Genomic DNA, 21,862 nt, shown 5'->3' with positions numbered 1-21,862 from the left:
AATAGCTGAAAGCAAGCACGAGACCATGGCCAAAGACACCACCGGACGCCTGCGGATCCAGGTCAAGAGCGCCGGCAGAATGAAACTGTCGTCGAAGCTCTGGCTCGACCGCCAGCTCAATGACCCCTATGTGCAGCAGGCCAAGAAGGACGGCCTGCGGTCGCGCGCGGCCTACAAGATCATCGAAATCGACGATAAGTACCGCTTCTTGAAGCCCGGCCTGTCCGTGGTCGATCTCGGCGCTGCGCCTGGCGGCTGGAGCCAGATCGCGGCGCGGCGCGTCGGCTCGGCCGAGGGCAAGGGGCAGGTGGTGGCCATCGATCTCCTGGAAATGCCTGAGATCGTCGGCGTGACCTTCGCCCAGATGGACTTTCTCGACAATGATGCGCCCGACAGATTGAAGGCGATGATGGGCGGTCTCGCCGATGTGGTGATGTCCGACATGGCGGCCAACACCACCGGTCACCGCAAGACCGATCAGCTCCGCATCGTCGGCCTCGTCGAGGATGCTGCGGCCTTCGCCGCTGACGTGCTCAAGCCCGGCGGCACCTTCGTCGCCAAGGTGTTCCAGAGTGGCGCCGACGCCACGCTGATGACCCAGCTGAAGCGTGATTTCGCGACGGTGAAACATGTGAAGCCGGCGGCGAGCCGCAAGGACTCCTCGGAGCGCTACGTGCTGGCGATGGGTTTTCGCGGCGTGGCAGGCGATCACCGGCTCGGTGAGCACGACAACTAGGTCGTGAGCGCATACGCGACTCTAAGTTCGATTTGGTAGAGCGCTCGATCTCACTTGTGTGATGGCAACACCGGAGATGGCGAGCAGCGCCCCGACTATCAACGTTGGAGTGATATGCTCGTCAAGGAACAGCACGCTTGAAATCAGGGCAAAGACCGGAAGAAGCAAACCGAATGGCGCCACGCGGCCCATGGTGCAGCGAGCGATGAGCCAGAACCAAAGGCTAAATCCAACAATTCCGCCGATGAAAACAGTGTAGGCAAGCGCGAGCCAACCACGTTCATCCGCCGTGACGAGGGACGTCAATTGTCCATCTTCAAGAACAAACGACATCAGCATCACCTGTGGCACCGTGAAGAGAGAGGACCACCCCGTCAACATCAGGGGGTCAAAGGGTCCGTGCCGCTTCGTTAAGACGTTGGCGACCGCGAAGGCGAGTGCTGCCCCGACCACCAGCAGAATCGGGATAGCGTTTGCAGACAGACCAGGCCCCGCTGCAAGCACGACCACGCCGAGAAATGCCAGCAACACCCCACTAGACGTTATGAGAGACGGTCTCTCCGCGAGCAGCGGCCAAGCCAACAGGATGGTGAAGGGCGTGGCGAGTTGATATGCGACGGCCGAAATACTTCCAGAGCCGAGCCCGAGGCCGACATAGAAGAGGCCGAAGTTCAGACCACCAAGAAAGATCGAGATCGCGGCGACAGGGCTGAGCTCCTGACGTGCAGGCTTTTTGACGAACGGAACGAGCAGCAATGCCATAGCCAGAAAGCGCAGGCCAAGGAAGAAGAGCGGCGGAAATTCCACGATGCCCACCTTGATGACCACGAACTGATAACCCCAAAGCAAGGGCACCATCACCGCGCAGGCAATCTGGATGAGCGACATGACATTTTCCATTCAAGACTGTTCAGTCCAGATATAGGTGCGTTCAACCAGCAGCGCCTTGACGCGTTACCTGCTGAAGCGTTCGAGAAGAGCGTCAACAGTGGCTTGCGATGTGCTTCGTGTCGGACGCGTTTTACCTACGACACGCAGCCCCTCGACCAAGCAGATCAGCAGTCGCGCCGCGCTTGCAGGCTCGACACCATGAGCCAACTCGCCTGCGGCCTTCGCGCGTAACAGCGCATTGGCTACTTTGGTCTCCATAGTTTTGAAAAAGCTGCCGATGCGGCGATCGACTTCCGGGTCGCGGCCACCCAACTCCATGGCTGTCGCGACCAGCAGGCATCCGCGACGACCATTGGCGCCACTCGTCCGATCGACGTAACCAGCAAGGTAGGCTCGCAGGCCAGCGACTGGCGCGCGGCGTGGGTCGAGTTCGATGTCCATCCGTAGCAGGGCGTCGGCAATGTAGCGATCGAGCGCACGCAGGAAGAGTCCGCGCTTGTCACCGAAGGCGGCGTAGAGACTGCCACGCGAGAGGTTCGTCGCTTGAAGAAGGTCCGGAAGCGCCGTGGCATGATAGCCGCGCGACCAGAACACGTTCATGGCGCGCTCGATGGCAGCTTCCGTGTCGAAACCTCGGGGGCGGCCGCGCGGCAACCGCACAGGGGAATGATGTTCCATTAGCGATATATGGACCGATTGGTCGTGAATTGCAAATGACAGCTTAAGGTGATGGGCGGGGGGAGTTTATGACAGGGCGCTTTGGGCGATCTGTCGGCTCTCGTCATCTTACGGTCGGATGATTTACTTCGCGCTCTCGCATTTCGGCGACAGCATCGGCACGTTCGGCCATGACCAGTTTCGCCACGATCCATCACGCTCGACACAGGCCGGCGGTGTTTTAGCGGCATCCGGATCGGTCTGCTCTTTGGCATCCTGCGCCGTCACCTGCTCAACGGGCGTCGGCGGAAATCGCCTGTTCACATAATCAAACGAAATGACGCCCGCGATGATCGTGAGGACGATCGTCGCGATGCCGATGGCCCATTGCGAGCGCGTCACAACTCACCCCAGCTTCTGATCCCTTGCATCTGCGGTGCCTTCGCTGGCCGCCTTGACGGCGGCTTTTGCCTCGCCCTTGCGGCTGGCGATATCGATCACCTTGCGGCCGGAGATTTCGTGGCCGGCGTCGTCCGGCATCTGCCAGAAGAACCAGGCCGAGGCGGCCGAGATCACGGACACCACGAGGAAGGCCGGTGCAAAATCGGCGGCCGACAATTCGGTCATGCCGCGCATCAGCATGGTGGATTCCACAGAGAATGCACCGATCGCGACGCCGGCGGAGATCGACAGCTGCTGATTGACGCTGACCAGCGTGGTGGCGCGGCTCATCTGCGCCGTCTCCACCTCGGCATAGGCGACCGTATTGATCGCGGTGAATTCGAGCGAGCGGAAGAAGCCGCCGACCACCAGGATAATCAGGATCAGCATCAGCGGCGTGGTCACCGTGAACAGCGCACAGGCGGCGAGGAATACCGAACTCACCACGGCGTTGACGGTCATCACATTGCGAAAGCCGAAGGCGCGGATGATGCGCGCCGCCAATGTCTTCATCCCCATGGCGCCCACCGCCGAGCCGAAGGTCACCATGCCCGACTGGAACGGCGACAGGCCGAAGCCGACCTGCATCAATAGCGGCAGCAGGAACGGCAATGCGCCGATGCCGAGCCGGAACAGAAAGCCGCCGATGATGGCGGCGCGCAAGGTCACCAGCCGCATCAGCGAGAAGTCCAGCACGGGAGACGCCGTGCGCCGGGCGTGGATCACGTAGAGGGTCATGGACACCGTGCCGATGCCGACCAGTGCGGCGACGATCGGCCATGGCAGCAGATTGAGGCCCGCGACCGAGAGGCCGAAGGCAATGCCGGCGAGCCCGACGCCGGCCAGCACCAGACCCAGCAGATCGAAGCGCTCCGGATCCTCCGAGCGGATCGGATCGATGAAGCGCAACGCAAGATAGATGCCGAGGCAGCCGATCGGGATATTGATCAGGAAGATCCAGTGCCACGAGAAGTAGGTGGTGATGAAACCGCCCAGCGGCGGTCCGATCACCGGGCCGATCAGCGCCGGCACCGTCATCCACGCCATGGCACTGACGAGCGCGCTTTTGTCGATGGAGCGCAGCAGCACGAGGCGTCCCACCGGCGTCATCATGGCGCCGCCGAGGCCCTGGATGATACGGGCGATGACGAAATGCGTGACCGATTGCGACAGCGCGCAGCCGATCGAGCCGATCATGAACACGCCAATGGCGATGGAGAACACGGCGCGTGCGCCGAACCGGTCGGCGGTCCAGCCGGATGCCGGAATGAATACCGCGAGCGAGAGCAGGTAGGACGTGATCGCCAGCTTCAGGGTGAGCGGACTGGTGCCGATATCGGCGGCAATCGCCGGCAGCGAGGTCGCGATCACCGTGGAGTCCATGTTTTCCATGAACAAAGCGGAGGCGACGATGAGCGGGATCAGGCGTTCTTTATTCATGAAATTATTGATGATTCTTACGAGTGCCCAAGCTGCGGGCGCTTTAACATCCTGCCGGGGCGTGGGCTATTGCGAGAGGCCGAATACCTCCTAAATCATCCGTGACTGCGCCCGCCCGGCTGAAGGCCGAAAACGCCAAATATCCCTGTGCATGGCTGCCAAACGCTTTGATTTCGCGCAGCAGCATGCTATCGACCACCGCCAATCCTACTTATGGGTTCAGATTCGACGACGGTGTCCTGCGCCGCCGTCGAATTGGTGTATCCAGAGGTTTCTACCGCGATCCCGAGGTCGCCGCATGGAGTTGGCAATGGCAGTCGTTCAGAAGATCCGCGAAGCTTACACGTTCGATGACGTTCTGCTGAAGCCCGGCCTGTCGGACATCCTGCCTTCCGACGCCGATATCCGCTCCCACGCCACCCGTGCCATTCCGCTCAATATTCCGATCATCGCCTCAGCGATGGATACCGTCACCGAGGCCCGCATGGCGATTGCCATGGCGCAGGCCGGCGGTCTCGGCGTGATCCACCGCAACTTCGATCCGGAAGGCCAGGCTGCCCAGGTGCGCCAAGTCAAGAAGTACGAGTCCGGCATGGTGGTAAATCCGCTCACCATCGGTCCCGACGCCAAGCTGGCCGAAGCGCTGGCGCTGATGAGCGAGCACGGCTTCTCCGGCATTCCCGTCGTCACCGGTGCGAGCAAGGACGTCCCCGGCAAGCTGGTCGGCATTCTCACCAATCGCGACGTGCGCTTCGCCAGCAATCCGAACCAGAAAATTTCCGAACTGATGACGCACGAGAATCTCGTCACCGTGCGTGAAGGCGTCAGCCAGGATGAAGCCAAGCGCATGCTGCACAAGCATCGCATCGAGAAGCTGCTCGTCGTCGACGATCAGTATCGCTGCGTTGGCCTAATCACCGTGAAGGACATGGACAAGGCCGTCGCGCATCCCCTTGCCAGCAAGGACGCGCAGGGACGTCTGCGCGTCGCCGCTGCGACCACCGTGGGCGAGGGTGGTTTCGAGCGCACCGAACGTCTGATTGATGCGGGCGTCGATGTCGTTGTTGTCGACACCGCACATGGTCATTCCATGCGCGTGCTGGAAGCCGTGACGCGCATCAAGAAGATTTCGAACTCCGTGCAGGTGATCGCCGGCAATATCGCCACCACCGAAGGCGCGCAGGCGCTGATCGATGCGGGCGCCGATGCGATCAAGGTCGGTATCGGCCCGGGCTCGATCTGCACCACGCGCATCGTCGCCGGCGTCGGCGTGCCGCAGCTCACCGCGATCATGGATGCGGTGGAAGCCGCGAAGAAGCACAACATTCCGATCATTGCCGACGGCGGCATTAAATTCTCGGGCGATCTCGCCAAGGCGCTCGCTGCCGGCGCTGACATCGCCATGGTCGGCTCGCTGCTTGCGGGCACCGACGAGACCCCCGGCGAAGTGTTCCTGTGGCAGGGCCGTTCCTACAAGGCCTATCGCGGCATGGGTTCGGTGGGCGCCATGGCCCGCGGCTCGGCGGATCGCTACTTCCAGCAGGACATCAAGGACACGCTCAAACTCGTGCCGGAAGGCATCGAGGGCCAGGTGCCCTATAAAGGCCCGGTGGCCAATGTGATGCATCAGCTCGCCGGTGGCCTGCGCGCCGCCATGGGCTATGTGGGCGCCAAGACGCTGACCGAATTCCACGACAAGGCAGAATTCGTCCGCATCACCAGCGCCGGACTGCGCGAAAGTCACGTGCATGACGTGACGATTACCCGCGAAAGCCCGAACTATCCGGGCGGAGCTTAACTATACCGGGCACTATTGCGGTGCCGCATAGGCATCGCTGCCTAAATTGAGCCCCACAGATCGGCGAAAACGCGCTATTGTTCGCGCGTCACGTGCGCTGTCGGCTATGGATGTCCCGATATGGATTTCCAGGGCCGGACGAACCCGGCCGCGGAGCTTGGCTCCGTGTCGCGTTGTGATGCTCATTTTCGACAATGACCTCGTCACGCGTCGAAGTAACACCCGCAGAAAAGAACGTTGGATACTATGGCCATTGAATGGACGGACGAACGCATTGCGGCTCTCGACACCGCGCAACTGAAAAACCTGCGTGAGAACGCCACACGCCGCGAGGTCACGGCGCTGGTCGAGCTTTGCACCACCGAGCTCGCCAAGCGTAATGCCGACAAGCCGCGCAGGATCGGCCAGCCGCGCAGCGAGGCCAAGCAGTTCGAGCATGACATGTCGGCGGAGCTCGCCACGGTCGGCAAGGCGATGGCCGAGAAATACGATCTCTCCGAAGCGACCGCCAAGGCGAGGTCCGAAGGCGTGAAGGGCTTCAAGGCGCACAAGCTGCTCGGCTCCGATGGCCATGCCAAGCTCGGCGGCATGCAGCGCGACGGCTCGGTCGCCGTCGATCGCTACATCTCCTATCGTCGCGGCACCGATATCGCGTCGCTCAGCGTGTTCCTGCTCAAGGACCAGCCGATCGAGGCGCATGAGTTTCAGGTGATCGCACCGCTGACGATGCTCGACGGTGGCAAGCCGGTGGCTGAAATCCGCCCGACGGCAACGGCGGCGCAGAAGCAGTCAGCCGACGGCGGTCTGTCCTTCAAGGATCTCGACAGCGCAGCTGCAGCATTCGACAAGGTGCTGGCGAAGATCACGGCCTGATATTTGCCGGTTTACGTTTTGGATGCGGCGCGCGATCATCGCGCGCCGCATTTTTTTGCGATCAAGAAAGAGAAACGGAGAAGTCCCATGTCAGCAGCCAAACGCGTCGTTCTCGCATCGCGCCCGCACGGTGAGCCCGGCCCATCGAATTTCCGCCTCGAGGATTATGCGGTGCCGACGCCGGGTGAGGGCGAAGTGCTGCTGCGCACGATCTGGCTGTCGCTCGATCCCTATATGCGTGGGCGCATGAATGACGGCCCGTCCTATGCCGCGCCGGTGCCGGTGGATGGCGTGATGGAAGGCGGCACGGTGTGCGAGGTGATCGCCTCGAACAATCCGGGTTTTGCCAAGGGCGATATCGTGCTGGCCCATGCCGGCTGGCAGACCCATGCGATCTCCGACGGCAAGGGCCTGCGCAAGCTCGACCCGACGCTGGCACCGATCTCGACCGCGGTCGGCATTCTTGGGATGCCGGGCATGACCGCCTATACCGGCCTGCTGGCGATTGGAAATCCGCAGGCCGGCGAGACCGTGGTCGTTGCCGCAGCCTCCGGCGCGGTCGGCTCTGCGGTCGGCCAGATTGCGAAGATCAAGGGCGCTCGTGCCATCGGTATCGCGGGCGGTGCCGACAAGTGCCGTTATGTGAAGGAAGAACTCGGCTTCGACGAATGCCTCGATCATCGCGATCCGGATTTTCCGGCGAAGCTGAAGGCCGCGTGCCCGGGCGGCATCGATGTGTATTTCGAGAATGTCGGCGGCGCGGTGTTCGAGGCAGTGTTTCCGCTGCTGAACTTCTTCGCACGCATTCCGGTGTGCGGGCTCATCGCGCAGTATAACGATACGACGTCGGAAGCACCGAAATGGGCCGGCGCGATGATGCGCAACGTGCTCACCAAGCGCCTCAACTTCCGCGGATTCATCGTGCGTGACTTTGCGTCGATGCATGGCGACTTCCTGCGCGACATGTCGCAATGGGTGCGCGAGGGCAAGGTGAAGTACAAGGAGCACGTCACCGAAGGTCTCGACAATGCGCCGACAGCCTTCATGGGGCTGCTGAAGGGCGCGAATTTCGGCAAGCAGCTGGTGCGCGTCGGCGCCGACAAAGCGTAAGGCGAATACGCCTTCAGGCTGTCATCACTGCGGGCGCACCGTGCCGTCCGCATTGATGACGGTGAACAGATCGATGTCGGTCTGGCCCGGCGCGCGGCGGTGACGCACTTCAAAGCCGTCAGGCTGGAAACTGTATTCCACGAGCCCGACTTCCTTGACGCCGATCGTCTCCTGCCTGTCCTCCGGGCCAATGATGAAACTACTTGAGGGCGCCCAGATGTGCCTGACGCCGCGCCATATGTAGTCGCGCCGCTGGTGCACATGACCACAGGCGACGAGCCGCAGATCGACAGGGTCAAGCAGATCGATGAGACGCCGGCGCGCCGGCATCGGGACGTAGCGGATCGACGTTGCGGCCAGTTCCGGATCGTCCGGTGCATTCAGAAATAGCGGCTTGTGGATGAACAGCGCCAGCGGCCGTCCGTTCAGGCCCGCCAGTTGTGAGGCGAGCCAGTCGAACTGCTCCTCTTCACAGGCGAGCCCGCTATTCATGATCAACGAATTCAGGCCGATGAAACACCAGCCGGCCGCGTTGAAGCGCCAGTGATCGTGTCCAAAGACCGACACGAATGCCTGCCGGTTCTGCTCGGAAATCAGCTGGCTTGGCGGCGGGGCGACCAGAGTCGGGTTGTCGCCGATGTCGTGATTGCCCGGCAGATAGCGGCAGGCGACGGGAAGGGCGTCATGCTGTGACCTGGCGAAGGCGAGGTCATCGGGATGGCCCGGGCCATCGAAGGCAAGGTCGCCACTATTGATGACGAGGTCAGGCTTTGCCGCGTCGATGAACGCGCAGACGCGTTGGAAATTTGCGACGAATTGCGGAAAGCCCGCGCTAAGATGCGTATCGGTGATTTGGATCAGGCGGAATTCGGACATGGCTGGAACTCCTCTGGCGGGGAGTGTAGCCATCTCGGATGTCAGTCAGATGGCTCGGGCGACCGAAAGGTTAGATCACGCGATATCTGATCGCATAGCCGTCGTTGGCGCGGGCCGTCTTGCCTGCACGGGCTGAGGCGCTCACTTGATCGACCAGATGCCACGGGCTGAATTCGGTGGAGTGGCTCGGGCTTGCGGCCAGACGCAGTTTGAAGATCAGCGGTGCTTCGCCGGGCACATTCACGATCATCACACGCTGCGCGGTGCGAAATTTCAGTGGCACCGTACCCCTGAGAATGCTCTCGCCCTTGTTCGTGAAAGTCGGGCCTTCGCTGATGGCGGCGAGGGCCTGGTTGCGGTCGGTATGCAATTCGATCTGCGTGGCTTCCGCGATGATCTTCGCCGCGACCGCGTCGGGCAGGCGGATTTCGAATTCGACGGCGGGTCTGGTCGGATTGATGCCGAGATAGCCCAGTGCCGTGTGGCGCATGTCGGTGGCGGCGAAGGCCAGCAGGCCCAGCACGGCCAGCGCCGCGACGCCGTGGTGGACCACGTCATGGACCGAGCGATACCGGGCTCGGAAATAGAGATTCAGCAGGATGGCCACCGCGAGCGCTGCGGCGGCGCCAGCCAGGGTGGACATCATGAGGCCGGCCCAGCTGTCCGGGTCGCCGGGCGTCAGCATCGCAAAGAGGGCATCGAGATAGGCCATGGCAGGCTCACGGGCAGAACTCTTGAGGCTGGCGCGCCGCCGGGCAGCGCCTGCAAATGGGTGTCGAGGGCGGCCCAGCCGGTTCAATGGAACCCGTGATGGAGCCGGCATGGAACTCATATGGAACTCTTGGGCCGGTTAATCGTCATGTTCCAAGGGGCGGGTCTGTAGCGCGAGCGGGGTGCCGTGCGGCTCTGAATTCCGGCCCTGAATTCCCATGGCTGAGGAAATTTCAATGTCGATTCAATGGGTTTTGTTGCCGGTCTTCGTGCTGGTGGCGATTACGCTGGGCATGTTCTTCTGGACCGGCCGGCGCGGCGGCCTGCTGAGCCGCAACGACGCCGGCGATCTGCCGAATACCGCTCCGCAGCTCGACCTGCTGTTCTATGCGCTGATCGCCATCGGCCTGCCGCTACGCAAGATCGATCTAGTGCTGGTCTGCCTGTCCTGGGTGTTCGTGATCGCCCGCTTCGTGGGCGCCGGATTCATTGCCAATAGCCGGGGATCGCAAGCCTGGCTCGCCAGCGCGCTTGTGTTGTTGGCGATGTGGTTCTACTTCGCGCTACGGATGCTTCTCCTGATCTGATCGGGAGCGGCGTCGCGCCTCTCTCCGTCGAAAGATTGCCATGACTCCCGCCGCACGCCTCTCCGCCGCGATCGAAGTGATCGAGGCCATCGACACCCAGCGTGTCCCCGCCGCCAAGGCGCTGAAGGAATGGGGCACCGCGCACCGCTTCGCCGGCTCCGGCGACCGGGCCGGGATTTCCGGGTTGGTCTGGGATGTGCTGCGGCGGCGCGCCTCCAGCGCCTGGATCATGGACGACGATACGTCGCGGGCGCGGCTGCTCGGCATGCTCAAGGCCGAGCGCAGGATGGATGTCGATACGATTGCCGCGCTCTGTGACGGCAGCGGTTTTGCGCCGGCGCCGCTGTCTGACGCGGAGCGCTCGGCGCTGGCGTCGCGCACGGTGGCGGATGCACCGGCGCATATCGCCGGCGATTATCCGGAATGGCTCGATGGCCAGCTGGCCGATGTATTTGGCGATGATCGCGTGGCGGAAGCCACCGCCATGGCCAGCCGCGCGCCGCTGGACCTGCGCGTCAACACGCTGAAGGCCAAGCGCGAGAAGGTGCTGGGCTCGCTGCGCCATCTCGGGGCCACCGAGACGCCGTGGTCACCGCTGGGGCTGCGGATCGATCTCGGCGCCGATGCGCGTAATCCCGGCATCCATGCCGAGGAGGATTTCATCAAGGGCGGCATCGAAGTGCAGGACGAGGGCTCGCAGCTCGCGGCGCTGCTGTCCGGCGCCAAGCCGGGCGAGCAGGTGATCGACCTCTGCGCGGGCGCCGGCGGCAAGACGCTGGCACTGGCGGCGATGATGCAGGGCAAGGGCCGGCTGATCGCCACCGATGCCGACAAGCGCCAGCTCGCGCCTATCCACGAGCGGCTGTCGCGTGCCGGTATCCACAATGCCGATATCCGCACCCCGAAGGGCCCGGACGACACGCTCAGCGACATCCACAACTCCGCGGACCTCGTGCTGATCGACGCGCCATGCACCGGCACCGGCACCTGGCGTCGCAATCCCGACGCCAAATGGCGGATGCGGCCGGGCGCCCTCGAAGTCCGGATCAAGGACCAGGCCGAGGTCCTGGACCGCGCCGTCGCGCTAGTGAAGCCGGGCGGCCGGATCGCCTATGTGACCTGTTCGGTACTCCCGCAGGAAAACCGCGACCAGATCCGCGCCTTTACCGCGCGCCAGCCGGAGTTTTCGGTGGTCCCGCCGGCGCAGGTGATGTCGGTGCTGTGGGACAAGGCCGAGGATTTCGCCGCCGCGACGTATCAGAGCCCGGAAGGCCTGCTGATGACCCCGCGCCGGACCGGAACGGACGGATTTTTCGTGTCGGTGATGAAGCGCCAGCCGGTAGGCTGAGACCCCTCCGCCGTCATTGCGAGCGCAGCGAAGCAATCCAGAAGGCCACAAGCGAAGACTGGATTGCTTCGTCGCAAGGGCTCCTCGCAATGACGGGGATAGGCCGATGCAGGGCTGCCATGACAGCCTTTTCAGCCTTGCGACCCCGCCGTGAGTCGCGTAATTCCTCGCTATGACAGCCCCCAGCAAAGCCTCCGTTTCGCCCGCCGATCCGTCACCCCATGTGGCCGCGGCGCATGACAAGATTCTGATCGTCGATTTCGGCTCTCAGGTGACGCAGCTGATTGCGCGGCGTGTCCGCGAGGAGGGCGTCTATTCCGAAATCGTGCCGTTCAACAAGGCGGAGGCTGCCTTCGCCGAAATGAAGCCGAAGGCCGTGATCCTGTCCGGCGGTCCTGCCTCGGTGCTCGACGACAACGCGCCGTCCGCGCCACTGTCGATCCTCACCGCAGGCGTCCCGGTGCTGGGCATCTGCTACGGCGAACAGACCATGGCGCAGCAGCTCGGCGGCACCGTCGAAGCAGGTCATCACCGCGAATTCGGCCGCGCCGCCATCGAGATCACCGACAGCTGCGCGCTGTTCGACGGTGTGTGGGAAGTGGGTGGCAAATACGACGTCTGGATGAGCCATGGCGACCGCGTCACCAAGATGCCCGACGGCTTTCGCGCCGTGGCGAAAGCGCCGGGCTCGCCGATCTCGATCATCGCCGATGATGTCCGCAAGTTCTACGCGATGCAGTTTCATCCGGAAGTGGCGCATACGCCCGACGGCGCGAAGCTGATCCGCAACTTCGTGCGCAACATCGCCGGCTTCACCGGCGACTGGACCATGCGTGCGTTCCGCGAGGAAGCGATCGAGAAGATCCGCGCGCAGGTCGGCAAGGGTAAGGTGATCTGCGGCCTGTCCGGCGGCGTCGATAGCGCCGTCGCGGCCGTGCTGATCCATGAGGCGATCGGCGATCAGCTCACTTGCGTGTTCGTCGATCACGGCATGCTGCGCAAGGACGAGGCCAAGACCGTCGTCGACCTGTTCCGGCACCACTACAATATCCCGCTGGTGCATGTGGATGCATCGAAGACGTTCCTCGGCGAACTCGAAGGCGTCACCGATCCCGAAGTGAAGCGCAAGACCATCGGCCGTCTGTTCATCGACGTGTTCGACCAGGAAGCCAAGAAGATCGGCGGCGCGGATTTCCTGGCACAGGGCACGCTGTATCCCGACGTGATCGAGAGCGTGTCCTTCACCGGCGGTCCGTCAGTGACCATCAAGTCGCATCACAATGTCGGCGGCTTGCCCGCACGCATGAACATGAAGCTGGTCGAGCCTTTGCGCGAACTGTTCAAGGACGAGGTGCGCGATCTCGGCCGCGAACTCGGCCTGCCGGACATTTTCGTCGGCCGCCATCCGTTCCCGGGTCCGGGCCTCGCGATCCGCTGCCCTGGCGAGATCACGCGCGAGAAGCTCGACATCCTCCGCGAAGCCGACGCCGTCTATATCGACCAGATCCGCAAGGCCGATCTCTACGACACCATCTGGCAGGCCTTCGCCGTGCTGCTGCCGGTGAAGACCGTGGGCGTGATGGGCGACGGCCGCACTTATGAATACGTCGTCGGCCTGCGCGCCGTGACCTCCACCGACGGCATGACCGCCGACTTCTACGCCTTCGACATGAAATTCCTCGGCGAGACCGCAACGCGGATCATCAACGAGGTGAAGGGCGTGAACCGGGTGGTGTATGATATCACGAGCAAGCCGCCGGGGACGATTGAGTGGGAGTGAAGCTCTCTTCAGCACAAAAGTTCAGAAGCTTATTCGCAACAACCTAAATGCCACGGAGACGAAGTAATAAATAGGCGGCAAATCTAAGCCTTCTCTCTGAAGTTAAGAGGAAAAGCCATGTCACGCCTCGCTGAACTCAACAGGCTTGTGGAGGTGTTTCTTTCGGCGGGTGACGATGAGAACCGGCACGCTTTCTATCAAGAACTACTGCGTCAGACTCGGCCGACATCCGATGAATTCGATTATGTAAATCGAGAGGTGAAGATCCGGAGAGCCCAACATGCAAGGGGCAAAGCGACGGGCGGCACGCAAGCGACCTATCTGCCGCTGGCAGATATAATCGCCGCGTTTCGAGATGCTACGCCAATGTCTCGCTTCTATGCCAATATTAAGCGGGCGGGCATTAATTGGCAGGAAAATGATCAGGATCTCACTAAAGCTTATGTTATGGCCTGCTTTAGCGAGTTGGCATATTTACATCTGACTGAGATTGAGCTTGCGGAACGTGACCGCTACAAAATATTTGACCCAAGTCTAGCACACAGGGACTTTGCACGACGGAGACTTAGATTCGATCTGATCGAAGTTATGCGGGCGGTTGCTGATATTGAGATTAGGATCATCGAAACTTCTCAGTTCGTGTATGTTATTGGATTCGTACAGGCTTTTGTGGTCGTCGCCGTCAGGGGAACAGTAACGCTCCGCGATTGGGCGATGGATTTTGAAGCACTCAAGAATCACGCAAGAAACGGGTTTTACCATCGCGGCTTCAGTGATGAAGCAGAGTTGGCTATGCCGCTTCTTCGCGATGCCGTAGGCACACGCGACCCGCTCTATATTACGGGGCACTCATTGGGGGCCGCGGTCGCGTCTATCCTTACTCAGACTTGGCCTGACCAGAGTGTTGCTCGTACACCCTACTTGTTCGCTTCGCCACGCTTCGGTACTCGAGCAGCAGCAAGTCGATTGCCGCGTTATAGCTATCTTCGACCATTAGATGTTGTTCCACATACGCCTCCACGATTCTTCGGATATTCGGATTCAGGAGCGATCACGACCGTTCTGCCACTTGGCGCTAAGCAGGGTGGCGGATGGGGCAATGCGTGGTATGCAGCCTCGCGGCTCACTGTCCAGCAACACTATATGGACGGAATTCGAGCGCTGGTCGGCGACGCCGTTGGAGAGAAATTCCCGGAACGGGTTTATATAGATGCCCTGATTGCTAAGCTAAAAGATGCGTATGTCGCAAAGTAGTTACTTCGTCTATTTTGCGGAATCGGTGTGCAAAAATTCCCCGCTTGCTGAACGAGAAATGTCTCACTTCTCTATTCACACGGCTTCTTTCGATTCAACCGATGCGCGGGATGTTGTCAGGGACGTAGAGCGGAATAGCGTAGCGTATTCCGCCGCCTCACCGATAGGTGGCGCAATGTGCTTGGCTATTGCGCCCTACGTCTCACACCAGCAGTTTCGTCGACACACCCAGCACCGGCCCGGAGCTCAAGCGTGTGCTGATCGACAAATTTCGCTGCCGTCCGGAAATGTGAGCCAGTCACAGGCTACACCGTAAAATTGTCGACGATCAGTCTGTTGACCATGGAACAGCACCAGATGGCCGAGGACACCAGGGCGCATCCTCGGCTATGGACAGCGGTCGACCAATTCTCGGGCCAAATCACACGGTCGTCATTCGACTACTGCTCCTTCTTGAACAAATCCTGGAAGATAAGCTGGCCCCAGGTGCGGCCGCGTGCGTGCACCAGCGCGCCACCTTCGTTGAGCTTTCCCAGCTTGACGGGTGCGAAGCCGAGTTGCTTGGCCAGGGCCGCCACCGGAGCGATCGCGTCCTCGTCGTCAGCAGACAGAAAGACGACCCGATGCCCGCCCGCGACGATCGGATCGGTAGCCAGAGTGGCTGCGCCCAGGTGATTGAAGCCTTTCACGAACCTGGCGCCGGTGAATGCCTTCGCGACGACGGCGGAGCCCGGGAGACCGTCCGGCTCGTCGGGGCCCGGAAACAGGTTCATCGCGTCGATGACCGTCTTGCCGTCCCAGCTCGGCAGGATCTTCGCAACCTCGCGATGCTCGCCGAAAGGGACCGCCAGGATGATGGTGTCGGCCTCGAGCGCATCCCGCAGCGACCTGGCGACGACCGTGGGTCCGATCGCCCGGGCCTGTGGCGCCAGTGCCTCGGGCGGCCGGCGGCTCGCGACGGTCACGTCGATATTTTTGCGGGCGAAGGCGTAAGCGAGGGCCTGGCCTATCTTGCCGAATCCTATAATTGCGTAGCTCATAATCTTCTCCGATTTGTTTTGATATTGATTCACGGCCTTCGAGGGCGCCGGGTTATTCGGTCCGCGGTGGCGCCCGCGTAGAGGTCCTGCGGTGAACGAGGTGCGATTTCAGATGGCCGAGAAGCCGCCGTCGACAGACAACTCCAGCCCATTCACGAAGCTTGAATCGTCTGACGCAAGAAACAGTGCGACCGCCGCAATTTCCTCAGGGCGACCCATCGTTCCCCGCGGGATCAGGGATTCGAACATCTGCTTCGCCTCCGGGGTGAGAACCTGGTCCTGCATCGGTGTGGCGATCGGTCCCGGGTGCAGCACGTTCACCCGGATATTCCTGTTCTTGAGTTCGTTGAGCCATCCGCGTGCGAATGCGTGCAGCGTCGCCTTGCTCGCCGCATACACGCTGTAACCGGGAAAACCTTTGAGCGAAGCAACTGACCCGGTCATGAAGATCGATCCGCCATCGTTGAACAGCGGCAGAGCCTTCTGAACAGTAAAGAGCGTGCCGCGCGCGTTCAGGCCGAAGGTGGCATCGAAATGCTGCTCGGTAATTTCGCCCAGTGGGACGGCTTCGCCCGTGCCGGCGCTCGCGTACAGGATGTCGATCTTGCCCTTTTCCCGCTTGACCGTATCGAACAGGCGGCCGAGGTCGTCGAGATCGGCCGCGTCGCCGCGCACGCCGGTCACATTCCGGCCAATCAGCTTGATGGCCTCGTCGAGCGCCTCCTGCCTCCGGCCCGTGATGAACACATAGGCGCCTTCTTCGACGAACCGCTTGGCGCTCGCCAGCGCCATGCCGCTCGATCCACCCGTGATGACTGCAACCTTACCGTCTAGCTTTCCCATAACTTCTCCTGTCGTGGTGTCGGGACTGTCCCCGAGAACCTGGAGATGGGTCTGCCGGCGTCAGGCGTTGAGTGCGCAAGCGCGCACATCGGTGGTGCGAAATCGATCCGGATGGACGACTAACGCCAGCCGCGGCGATCGGTGTCCGCCGGTCGGAATTGGACCGCGCTCGTCGCCATAGGCTACGATGACAGCCCGTATTGTTGCACCATGTCTGGATACGGGCTTGGAAGGCGCGCCGCACGGTGCGAGATTGCACCATGATCGACTGGGATGACGTTCGCTATTTTCTTGCCGTCGCGCGCGGAGGCTCGGTGCGGGCTGCCGCCGAGCGCCTCGGTGTGAACCACGCGACCGTGTTGCGACGTATCGCCCAACTCGAGGCACGCCTCGGGGTGCAAATGTTCGAAAAGCTGCCTTCGGGCTACCGCCTGACGGCTGCGGGCGAGGAGATTCTCGAGTTCGCGGATCAGATGGAAGCCTCGTCGCATTTGCTGGAGACGCGCATCTTCGGTCGCGACCAGAGCGCGCGCGGGCTTTTGCGGGTGACGCTTCCACCGTTCCTCGCGACACACCTGCTCATGCCGGATCTCGCCGATTTCGCGCGTCTGCATCCGGACATCGAGATGGAAATCATGTCGACCGGCGAGGTGGCAAATCTGACCAACCGAGAGGCCGACGTGGCGATTCGCATTGTCGCCAACCGCAAGACTCTGCCGCTCAATCTTCACGGCCTGAAGGGACCTGAGCTGTTCAGCGGTGTCTACATGTCTCGCGATCGACTAGCCGCGTGGCGTGCGGGCACGCCTGATCCCATCCGGTGGATCGTCATAGACAATCATGGACTCCCGGCCTGGGCGCGCGAGGGAGAGGTTCACACCACGGGAGTTCCGTTCAGGACACCGGACGCCGAGACGCAGATCGTTGCTGTACGGCAAGGGATCGGGATGACAAAACTGCCGTGCTTCGTCGGAGATGCTGACGCTCTATTGGTGAGGGTGCCGGGCACCGACCTGCCCATGCATGGGACGCTCTGGCTTCTCACGCAGGGGGAAACACGCAAGACGAAGCGCGTGCGGCTCTTTACCGAGTTCGTATCCGGAAGGCTCGCCGCGTACGCGCCGCTGCTCGCGGGGCTGTCCGTATCGCGCGACTGACGCGCGGCGGGTCGCCGACCACCAATTTGCTGACGGTGGCGGGGCAGACCGACGTTTTGGACGTGTCTTCGGGGAGTTTCTTTGCGACAGGTCGGGTGAGAGCCAGCATTTCAGCCCGGCAAGCATGCCTGCCGTCATGTTTTGACCGTTGAACGCTGAATTTAAAGGGCTATTTTTACTGCAATGCAGTATCTTGTCAGTCGGTCGCGATTGACGTACTCGAAGCCGAATTCGCCTTTAGACCGGTTTTAACAATAACGGTTGGTGGCGCTGCGTTTCCAGCGTCAACCACCTCATGACGTTGGGATGACGATGAGCCTCTATTCAGATTACCTCGCTGAAATCGAAAGCAGAAAAGCTCAAGGCCTCGCTCCCAAACCGATCGACGACGGCGCGCTCACCGGCGAAATCATCGCCCTGATCAAGGACAACGGCAGCGAATACCGCGCCGACGCCCTGAAATTCTTCATCTACAACACCCTGCCGGGCACCACGAGCGCCGCAGGCGTCAAGGCCGCCTTCCTGAAGGAGATTATCCTCGGTGAGGCGATCGTCCCGGAAATCACGCCGACCTTCGCGCTGGAACTGCTGTCGCACATGAAGGGCGGCCCCTCGATCGGCGTGTTGCTCGACGTCACGCTCGGCAGTGATGCCGGGCTGGCGAAGCAGGCCGGTGAAGTTCTGAAGACCCAGTTCTTCCTCTACGACGCCGACATGTTCCGGCTGCGCGATGCCTTCAAGGCGGGCAATGCCGTCGCCAAGGGCGTGCTCGAGAGCTATGCCAAGGCCGAGTTCTTCACCGAGCTCCCGGACGTCGCGGACGAGATCAAGGTCGTGACCTACGTCGCCGCCGAAGGCGATATCTCGACCGACCTGCTGTCGCCGGGCAACCAGGCGCATTCGCGTTCGGACCGTGAGCTGCACGGCCAGTGCATGATGACGCCGCAGGCGCAGCAGGAAATCGTGGCGCTGCAGAAGCAGCATCCCGATAAGCGCGTGATGATGATCGCCGAAAAGGGCACGATGGGCGTGGGCTCGTCGCGCATGTCGGGCGTGAACAACGTGGCGCTGTGGACCGGCAAGCCGGCCAGCCCCTATGTGCCCTTCGTCAACTTTGCCCCGGTCGTCGCCGGCACCAACGGCATCTCGCCGATCTTCGCGACGACGGTGGACGTGACCGGCGGCATCGGCGTCAATCTCAAGAACTGGGTCAAGAAACTCGACGCGGACGGCAAGCCGATCCTGAACAACGACGGCAACCCGGTCCTCGAGCAGAAATTTGCGGTCGATACCGGCACCGTCCTGACGCTCGATGCGAAGGGCAAGAAGCTGCGCGACGAAAACGGCAAGGAACTGGTCGACGTCGCTGCCGCCTTCACGCCGCAGAAGATGGAGTTCATGAAGGCCGGCAGCTCCTATGCCATCGTGTTTGGCAAGAAGCTGCAGACCTTTGCCGCCGAAACGCTCGGCGTCGAGCCGACCCCGGTTTTCGCTCCGAACAAAGAGATCTCGGTCGAAGGCCAGGGCCTGACCGCGGTCGAGAAGATCTTCAACCGCAACGCCGTGGGCGTGCTCGGCGGCAAGGTGCTGCATGCGGGCTCGGACGTGCGCGTCAAGGTCAACATCGTCGGCTCGCAGGACACCACCGGCCTGATGACCGCGCAGGAGCTGGAAGCGATGGCGGCCACCGTCATCTCGCCGATCGTCGACGGCGCCTATCAGTCGGGCTGCCACACGGCATCGGTGTGGGACAAGAAGGCGCAGGTCAACATTCCGAAGCTGATGAGCTTCATGAACAATTTCGGCGTGATCACCGCGCGCGATCCCAAGGGCAGCTATCATGCGATGACCGATGTCATCCACAAGGTGCTGAACGACATCACCGTGGATGACTGGGCGATCATCATCGGCGGCGACAGCCACACCCGCATGTCCAAGGGCGTGGCCTTCGGTGCCGATTCCGGCACCGTGGCGCTGGCGCTGGCGACGGGCGAGGCGACGATGCCGATCCCGCAATCGGTCAAGGTGACGTTCAAGGGCGCGATGCAGCCGCATATGGACTTCCGCGACGTGGTCCATGCGACCCAGGCGCAGATGCTCAAGCAATGCGGCGACAATGTTTTCCAGGGCCGGATCATCGAGGTCCATCTCGGCACGCTGCTTGCCGACCAGGCCTTCACCTTCACCGACTGGACGGCCGAGATGAAGGCTAAGGCGTCGATCTGCATTTCGCAGGACGACACGCTGATCGAGTCGCTGGAGATCGCCAAGTCGCGGATCCAGATCATGATCGACAAGGGCATGGACAATGCCGCGGGCACGCTGAAGGGCCTGATCGCCAAGGCCGATGCGCGCATCGCCGAGATTCGTTCGGGCGAGAAGCCCGCGCTGACGCCGGACGCCAATGCGAAATACTTCGCCGAAGTCGTCGTCGATCTTGATATCATCGACGAGCCGATGATCGCCGATCCCGACGTGAACAACGCCGATGTGTCCAGGCGCTACACCCACGACACGATCCGTCCGATTTCTTATTACGGCGGCACCAAGAAGGTCGACCTCGGCTTCGTGGGCTCGTGCATGGTGCACAAGGGCGACATGAAGATCGTCGCCCAGATGCTCAAGAACATCGAGAAGGCCGAAGGCAAGGTCGCGTTCAACGCGCCGCTGGTCGTCGCGGCTCCGACCTACAACATCATCGACGAGCTGAAGGCCGAAGGGGATTGGGAAATCCTGCAGAAGTATTCCGGCTTCGAATTCGACGATGTGAAGCCGAAGACCGCGAACCGGACCACCTACGAGAACATCCTCTATCTCGAGCGTCCGGGCTGCAACCTGTGCATGGGCAACCAGGAAAAGGCGGAGAAGGGCGATACCGTTCTGGCGACCTCAACCCGTCTGTTCCAGGGCCGCGTCGTGGAAGACACCACCGAGAAGAAGGGTGAATCGCTGCTGGCCTCGACCCCGGTCGTGGTGCTGTCGGCGATCCTCGGTCGCACGCCGAGTGCGGAAGAATACAAGGCCGCCGTCGAAGGCATCGACCTGACCAAGTTCGCACCGCCCAAGATCGGTGCGATGGGCGCTTCCGTCCACTACTAGGGTGGAGAGCGAGAGCTGTTCAAAGATCGGCGTTGGCAGGTGAAGGCCTGCCGCGCCGCGGGGCTGGTACGCGAGCGGGCATCAATTGCGTGGTGTATGACATGACGAGCAAGCCGGCCGGGACGATCGAGTGGGAGTGACGGCGCAAACGGCTGTTCCGAAAATGGCGTCTCTGACATAACTCCGCAGCAATCTGCATTCCGCTAACATTCTGGCCTGAGAGGGTCCCGATGCGCGCCTGCCTTGTCCGTCTGCTGTCTGTTCTTGGTCTCCTCGCTTCAGCTTCCCTTGCCATGGCGCAGAGCATGCCTGCCGACGCGCCGAATGCGCGCGATCATGCCGTGCTCAGCCGTTATGCCGGATCGTGGCTCGTCACCCAGGATGCGAAGACCTTCGATCAGGCCAGCATTCCCTCCGGAGACACTGATGTCGTCAAGCTTGAGGGACGGGTGACGCGGCTGTTCTATCTCGCGCCCGCCGGCAAGTCGGTGCTCGAAGTGCAGCGCAACTATGAGCAGGCGCTTGAGCGCGCCGGTGCATCGAAGCTGGATGCGTGCGCCGACAACTGCGGTCGGCGGAATTTCAAACCGCTCCGCGACCTGCCTGCCAATCCGCAGCTGGCCAAGGTGTCGCTGGAAGGCTGGACTCCGATCACGCTGTTGCAACAATGGCAGGAGACTGGCAGCGAGCGCTATTGGTACGGAACGTTGAACGCATCCGGCACTACGCTGCATGTGGCGGTCCTATCAGCGAAGCCAGGCACCATCGCGCTTGCCAACAAATACGTCGCGACAGTTGTGGAGATCGTCGAACCGAAGGCGATGGATAGCGGCAAGGTGACTGTGGATGCGGCGGCGCTCGCGAAGGGCCTGCAGGCGGAGGGGAAGGTGGCGCTCTACGGGCTGTTCTTCGACACCGGCAAGGCGACCATCAAGCCCGAGTCCAAACCGCAACTCGACGAAATGGCACGCGTGCTGCAAGCCAATGCCGGTGCGAACGTGTTCATCGTCGGCCACACCGACAATCAGGGCACGCTGGATGCGAACCTCGCGCTGTCGAAGGCGCGCGCGCAGGCGGTGATCGATGACTTGACCCGCAGCTACAAGATCGATGGCAAGCGCTTGTTTGCATCCGGCGTGGCGAACTACGCGCCGCTTGCCAGCAATGCCAATGAAAATGGCCGCGCCCGCAACCGCCGCGTCGAGATGGTGTTGCAATAGG

General features: G+C 61.9%; 19 protein-coding genes. 11 read left to right on the top strand and 8 right to left on the bottom strand.

Annotated elements, in window-relative coordinates; translation table 11 throughout:
* The first annotated feature begins 25 nt into the window (after positions 1-25).
* Positions 26-736, top strand: coding sequence for an RlmE family RNA methyltransferase (locus AB8B20_RS06820; RefSeq protein WP_068730972.1), 711 nt, complete (start codon positions 26-28; stop codon positions 734-736).
* Positions 737-757: 21 nt separating this feature from the next.
* Here the strand turns inward: AB8B20_RS06820 and AB8B20_RS06815 are convergent, their stop codons facing one another.
* The 4 genes from AB8B20_RS06815 to AB8B20_RS06800 all read right to left on the bottom strand — a co-directional run bounded on the left by AB8B20_RS06815 (position 758) and on the right by AB8B20_RS06800 (position 4,165).
* The gene (locus AB8B20_RS06815; RefSeq protein ID WP_439072093.1) at positions 758-1,624 is read right to left on the bottom strand and encodes a DMT family transporter; all 867 of its coding nucleotides are present in this window, start codon (positions 1,622-1,624) and stop codon (positions 758-760) included.
* A gap of 66 nt (positions 1,625-1,690) precedes the next feature.
* Complete coding sequence (locus AB8B20_RS06810) at positions 1,691-2,227, bottom strand: TetR/AcrR family transcriptional regulator (protein WP_439072092.1); 537 nt, start codon at positions 2,225-2,227, stop codon at positions 1,691-1,693.
* A gap of 201 nt (positions 2,228-2,428) precedes the next feature.
* On the bottom strand, positions 2,429-2,686 hold the full coding sequence (locus AB8B20_RS06805; RefSeq protein ID WP_439072091.1) for a hypothetical protein: 258 nt from the start codon (positions 2,684-2,686) through the stop codon (positions 2,429-2,431).
* A 3-nt stretch (positions 2,687-2,689) separates the two neighbouring features.
* Positions 2,690-4,165, bottom strand: a complete 1,476-nt coding sequence (locus AB8B20_RS06800; RefSeq protein WP_115029190.1) for an MFS transporter — start codon at positions 4,163-4,165, stop codon at positions 2,690-2,692.
* A 310-nt stretch (positions 4,166-4,475) separates the two neighbouring features.
* Between AB8B20_RS06800 and guaB the strand changes: the two genes are divergently transcribed.
* The 3 genes from guaB (at position 4,476) to AB8B20_RS06785 (ending at position 7,946) form a co-directional block, all read left to right on the top strand.
* Positions 4,476-5,963, top strand: coding sequence for an IMP dehydrogenase (guaB, locus tag AB8B20_RS06795; protein ID WP_089263865.1), 1,488 nt, complete (start codon positions 4,476-4,478; stop codon positions 5,961-5,963).
* Between the two features lie 246 nt (positions 5,964-6,209).
* Positions 6,210-6,836, top strand: a complete 627-nt coding sequence (locus AB8B20_RS06790; protein ID WP_439072090.1) for a hypothetical protein — start codon at positions 6,210-6,212, stop codon at positions 6,834-6,836.
* Between the two features lie 87 nt (positions 6,837-6,923).
* Positions 6,924-7,946, top strand: coding sequence for an NADP-dependent oxidoreductase (locus tag AB8B20_RS06785; RefSeq protein ID WP_439072089.1), 1,023 nt, complete (start codon positions 6,924-6,926; stop codon positions 7,944-7,946).
* Between the two features lie 24 nt (positions 7,947-7,970).
* Here the strand turns inward: AB8B20_RS06785 and AB8B20_RS06780 are convergent, their stop codons facing one another.
* Together AB8B20_RS06780 and AB8B20_RS06775 are read right to left on the bottom strand one after the other, a co-directional pair.
* Positions 7,971-8,822: a metallophosphoesterase family protein gene (locus AB8B20_RS06780; protein ID WP_439072088.1), complete on the bottom strand. Its 852-nt coding sequence runs from the start codon at positions 8,820-8,822 to the stop codon at positions 7,971-7,973.
* 70 nt (positions 8,823-8,892) lie between these two features.
* Positions 8,893-9,534 (bottom strand): acriflavin resistance protein, encoded by a 642-nt coding sequence (locus tag AB8B20_RS06775; protein WP_286144250.1) that lies wholly within the window; start codon positions 9,532-9,534, stop codon positions 8,893-8,895.
* A 235-nt stretch (positions 9,535-9,769) separates the two neighbouring features.
* Between AB8B20_RS06775 and AB8B20_RS06770 the strand changes: the two genes are divergently transcribed.
* The 4 genes from AB8B20_RS06770 to AB8B20_RS06755 all read left to right on the top strand — a co-directional run bounded on the left by AB8B20_RS06770 (position 9,770) and on the right by AB8B20_RS06755 (position 14,502).
* Positions 9,770-10,120 carry a hypothetical protein gene (locus AB8B20_RS06770; protein WP_439072087.1) on the top strand — a complete coding sequence of 117 codons (351 nt, stop codon included), beginning with the start codon at positions 9,770-9,772 and terminating at the stop codon, positions 10,118-10,120.
* Between the two features lie 40 nt (positions 10,121-10,160).
* Positions 10,161-11,468, top strand: coding sequence for an RsmB/NOP family class I SAM-dependent RNA methyltransferase (locus tag AB8B20_RS06765; protein ID WP_439072086.1), 1,308 nt, complete (start codon positions 10,161-10,163; stop codon positions 11,466-11,468).
* 172 nt (positions 11,469-11,640) lie between these two features.
* Positions 11,641-13,248, top strand: coding sequence for a glutamine-hydrolyzing GMP synthase (gene guaA / locus AB8B20_RS06760; protein ID WP_439072085.1), 1,608 nt, complete (start codon positions 11,641-11,643; stop codon positions 13,246-13,248).
* 117 nt (positions 13,249-13,365) lie between these two features.
* Positions 13,366-14,502: a lipase family protein gene (locus AB8B20_RS06755; protein ID WP_439072084.1), complete on the top strand. Its 1,137-nt coding sequence runs from the start codon at positions 13,366-13,368 to the stop codon at positions 14,500-14,502.
* A 440-nt stretch (positions 14,503-14,942) separates the two neighbouring features.
* Here the strand turns inward: AB8B20_RS06755 and AB8B20_RS06750 are convergent, their stop codons facing one another.
* Complete coding sequence (locus AB8B20_RS06750) at positions 14,943-15,542, bottom strand: NADPH-dependent F420 reductase (protein ID WP_439072083.1); 600 nt, start codon at positions 15,540-15,542, stop codon at positions 14,943-14,945.
* A 108-nt stretch (positions 15,543-15,650) separates the two neighbouring features.
* Complete coding sequence (locus AB8B20_RS06745; protein WP_439072082.1) at positions 15,651-16,385, bottom strand: SDR family NAD(P)-dependent oxidoreductase; 735 nt, start codon at positions 16,383-16,385, stop codon at positions 15,651-15,653.
* Between the two features lie 260 nt (positions 16,386-16,645).
* Between AB8B20_RS06745 and AB8B20_RS06740 the strand changes: the two genes are divergently transcribed.
* From AB8B20_RS06740 to AB8B20_RS06730, 3 genes are all read left to right on the top strand, one after another.
* Entirely contained in the window at positions 16,646-17,542 is an 897-nt protein-coding gene (locus AB8B20_RS06740; RefSeq protein WP_439072081.1) for a LysR family transcriptional regulator, read from the top strand.
* A gap of 312 nt (positions 17,543-17,854) precedes the next feature.
* Positions 17,855-20,641 (top strand): bifunctional aconitate hydratase 2/2-methylisocitrate dehydratase, encoded by a 2,787-nt coding sequence (locus AB8B20_RS06735; RefSeq protein WP_439072080.1) that lies wholly within the window; start codon positions 17,855-17,857, stop codon positions 20,639-20,641.
* Positions 20,642-20,946: 305 nt separating this feature from the next.
* Complete coding sequence (locus AB8B20_RS06730) at positions 20,947-21,861, top strand: OmpA family protein (RefSeq protein WP_441253322.1); 915 nt, start codon at positions 20,947-20,949, stop codon at positions 21,859-21,861.
* Position 21,862 lies beyond the last annotated feature (1 nt).

The organism is Tardiphaga sp. 866_E4_N1_4 (assembly GCF_052076075.1).
In the GTDB taxonomy this organism is placed as follows: Bacteria; Pseudomonadota; Alphaproteobacteria; order Rhizobiales; family Xanthobacteraceae; genus Tardiphaga; species Tardiphaga robiniae.
Note: the sequence above shows the minus strand (reverse complement) of the source record. Positions and strands in the feature narration are given on the sequence as shown.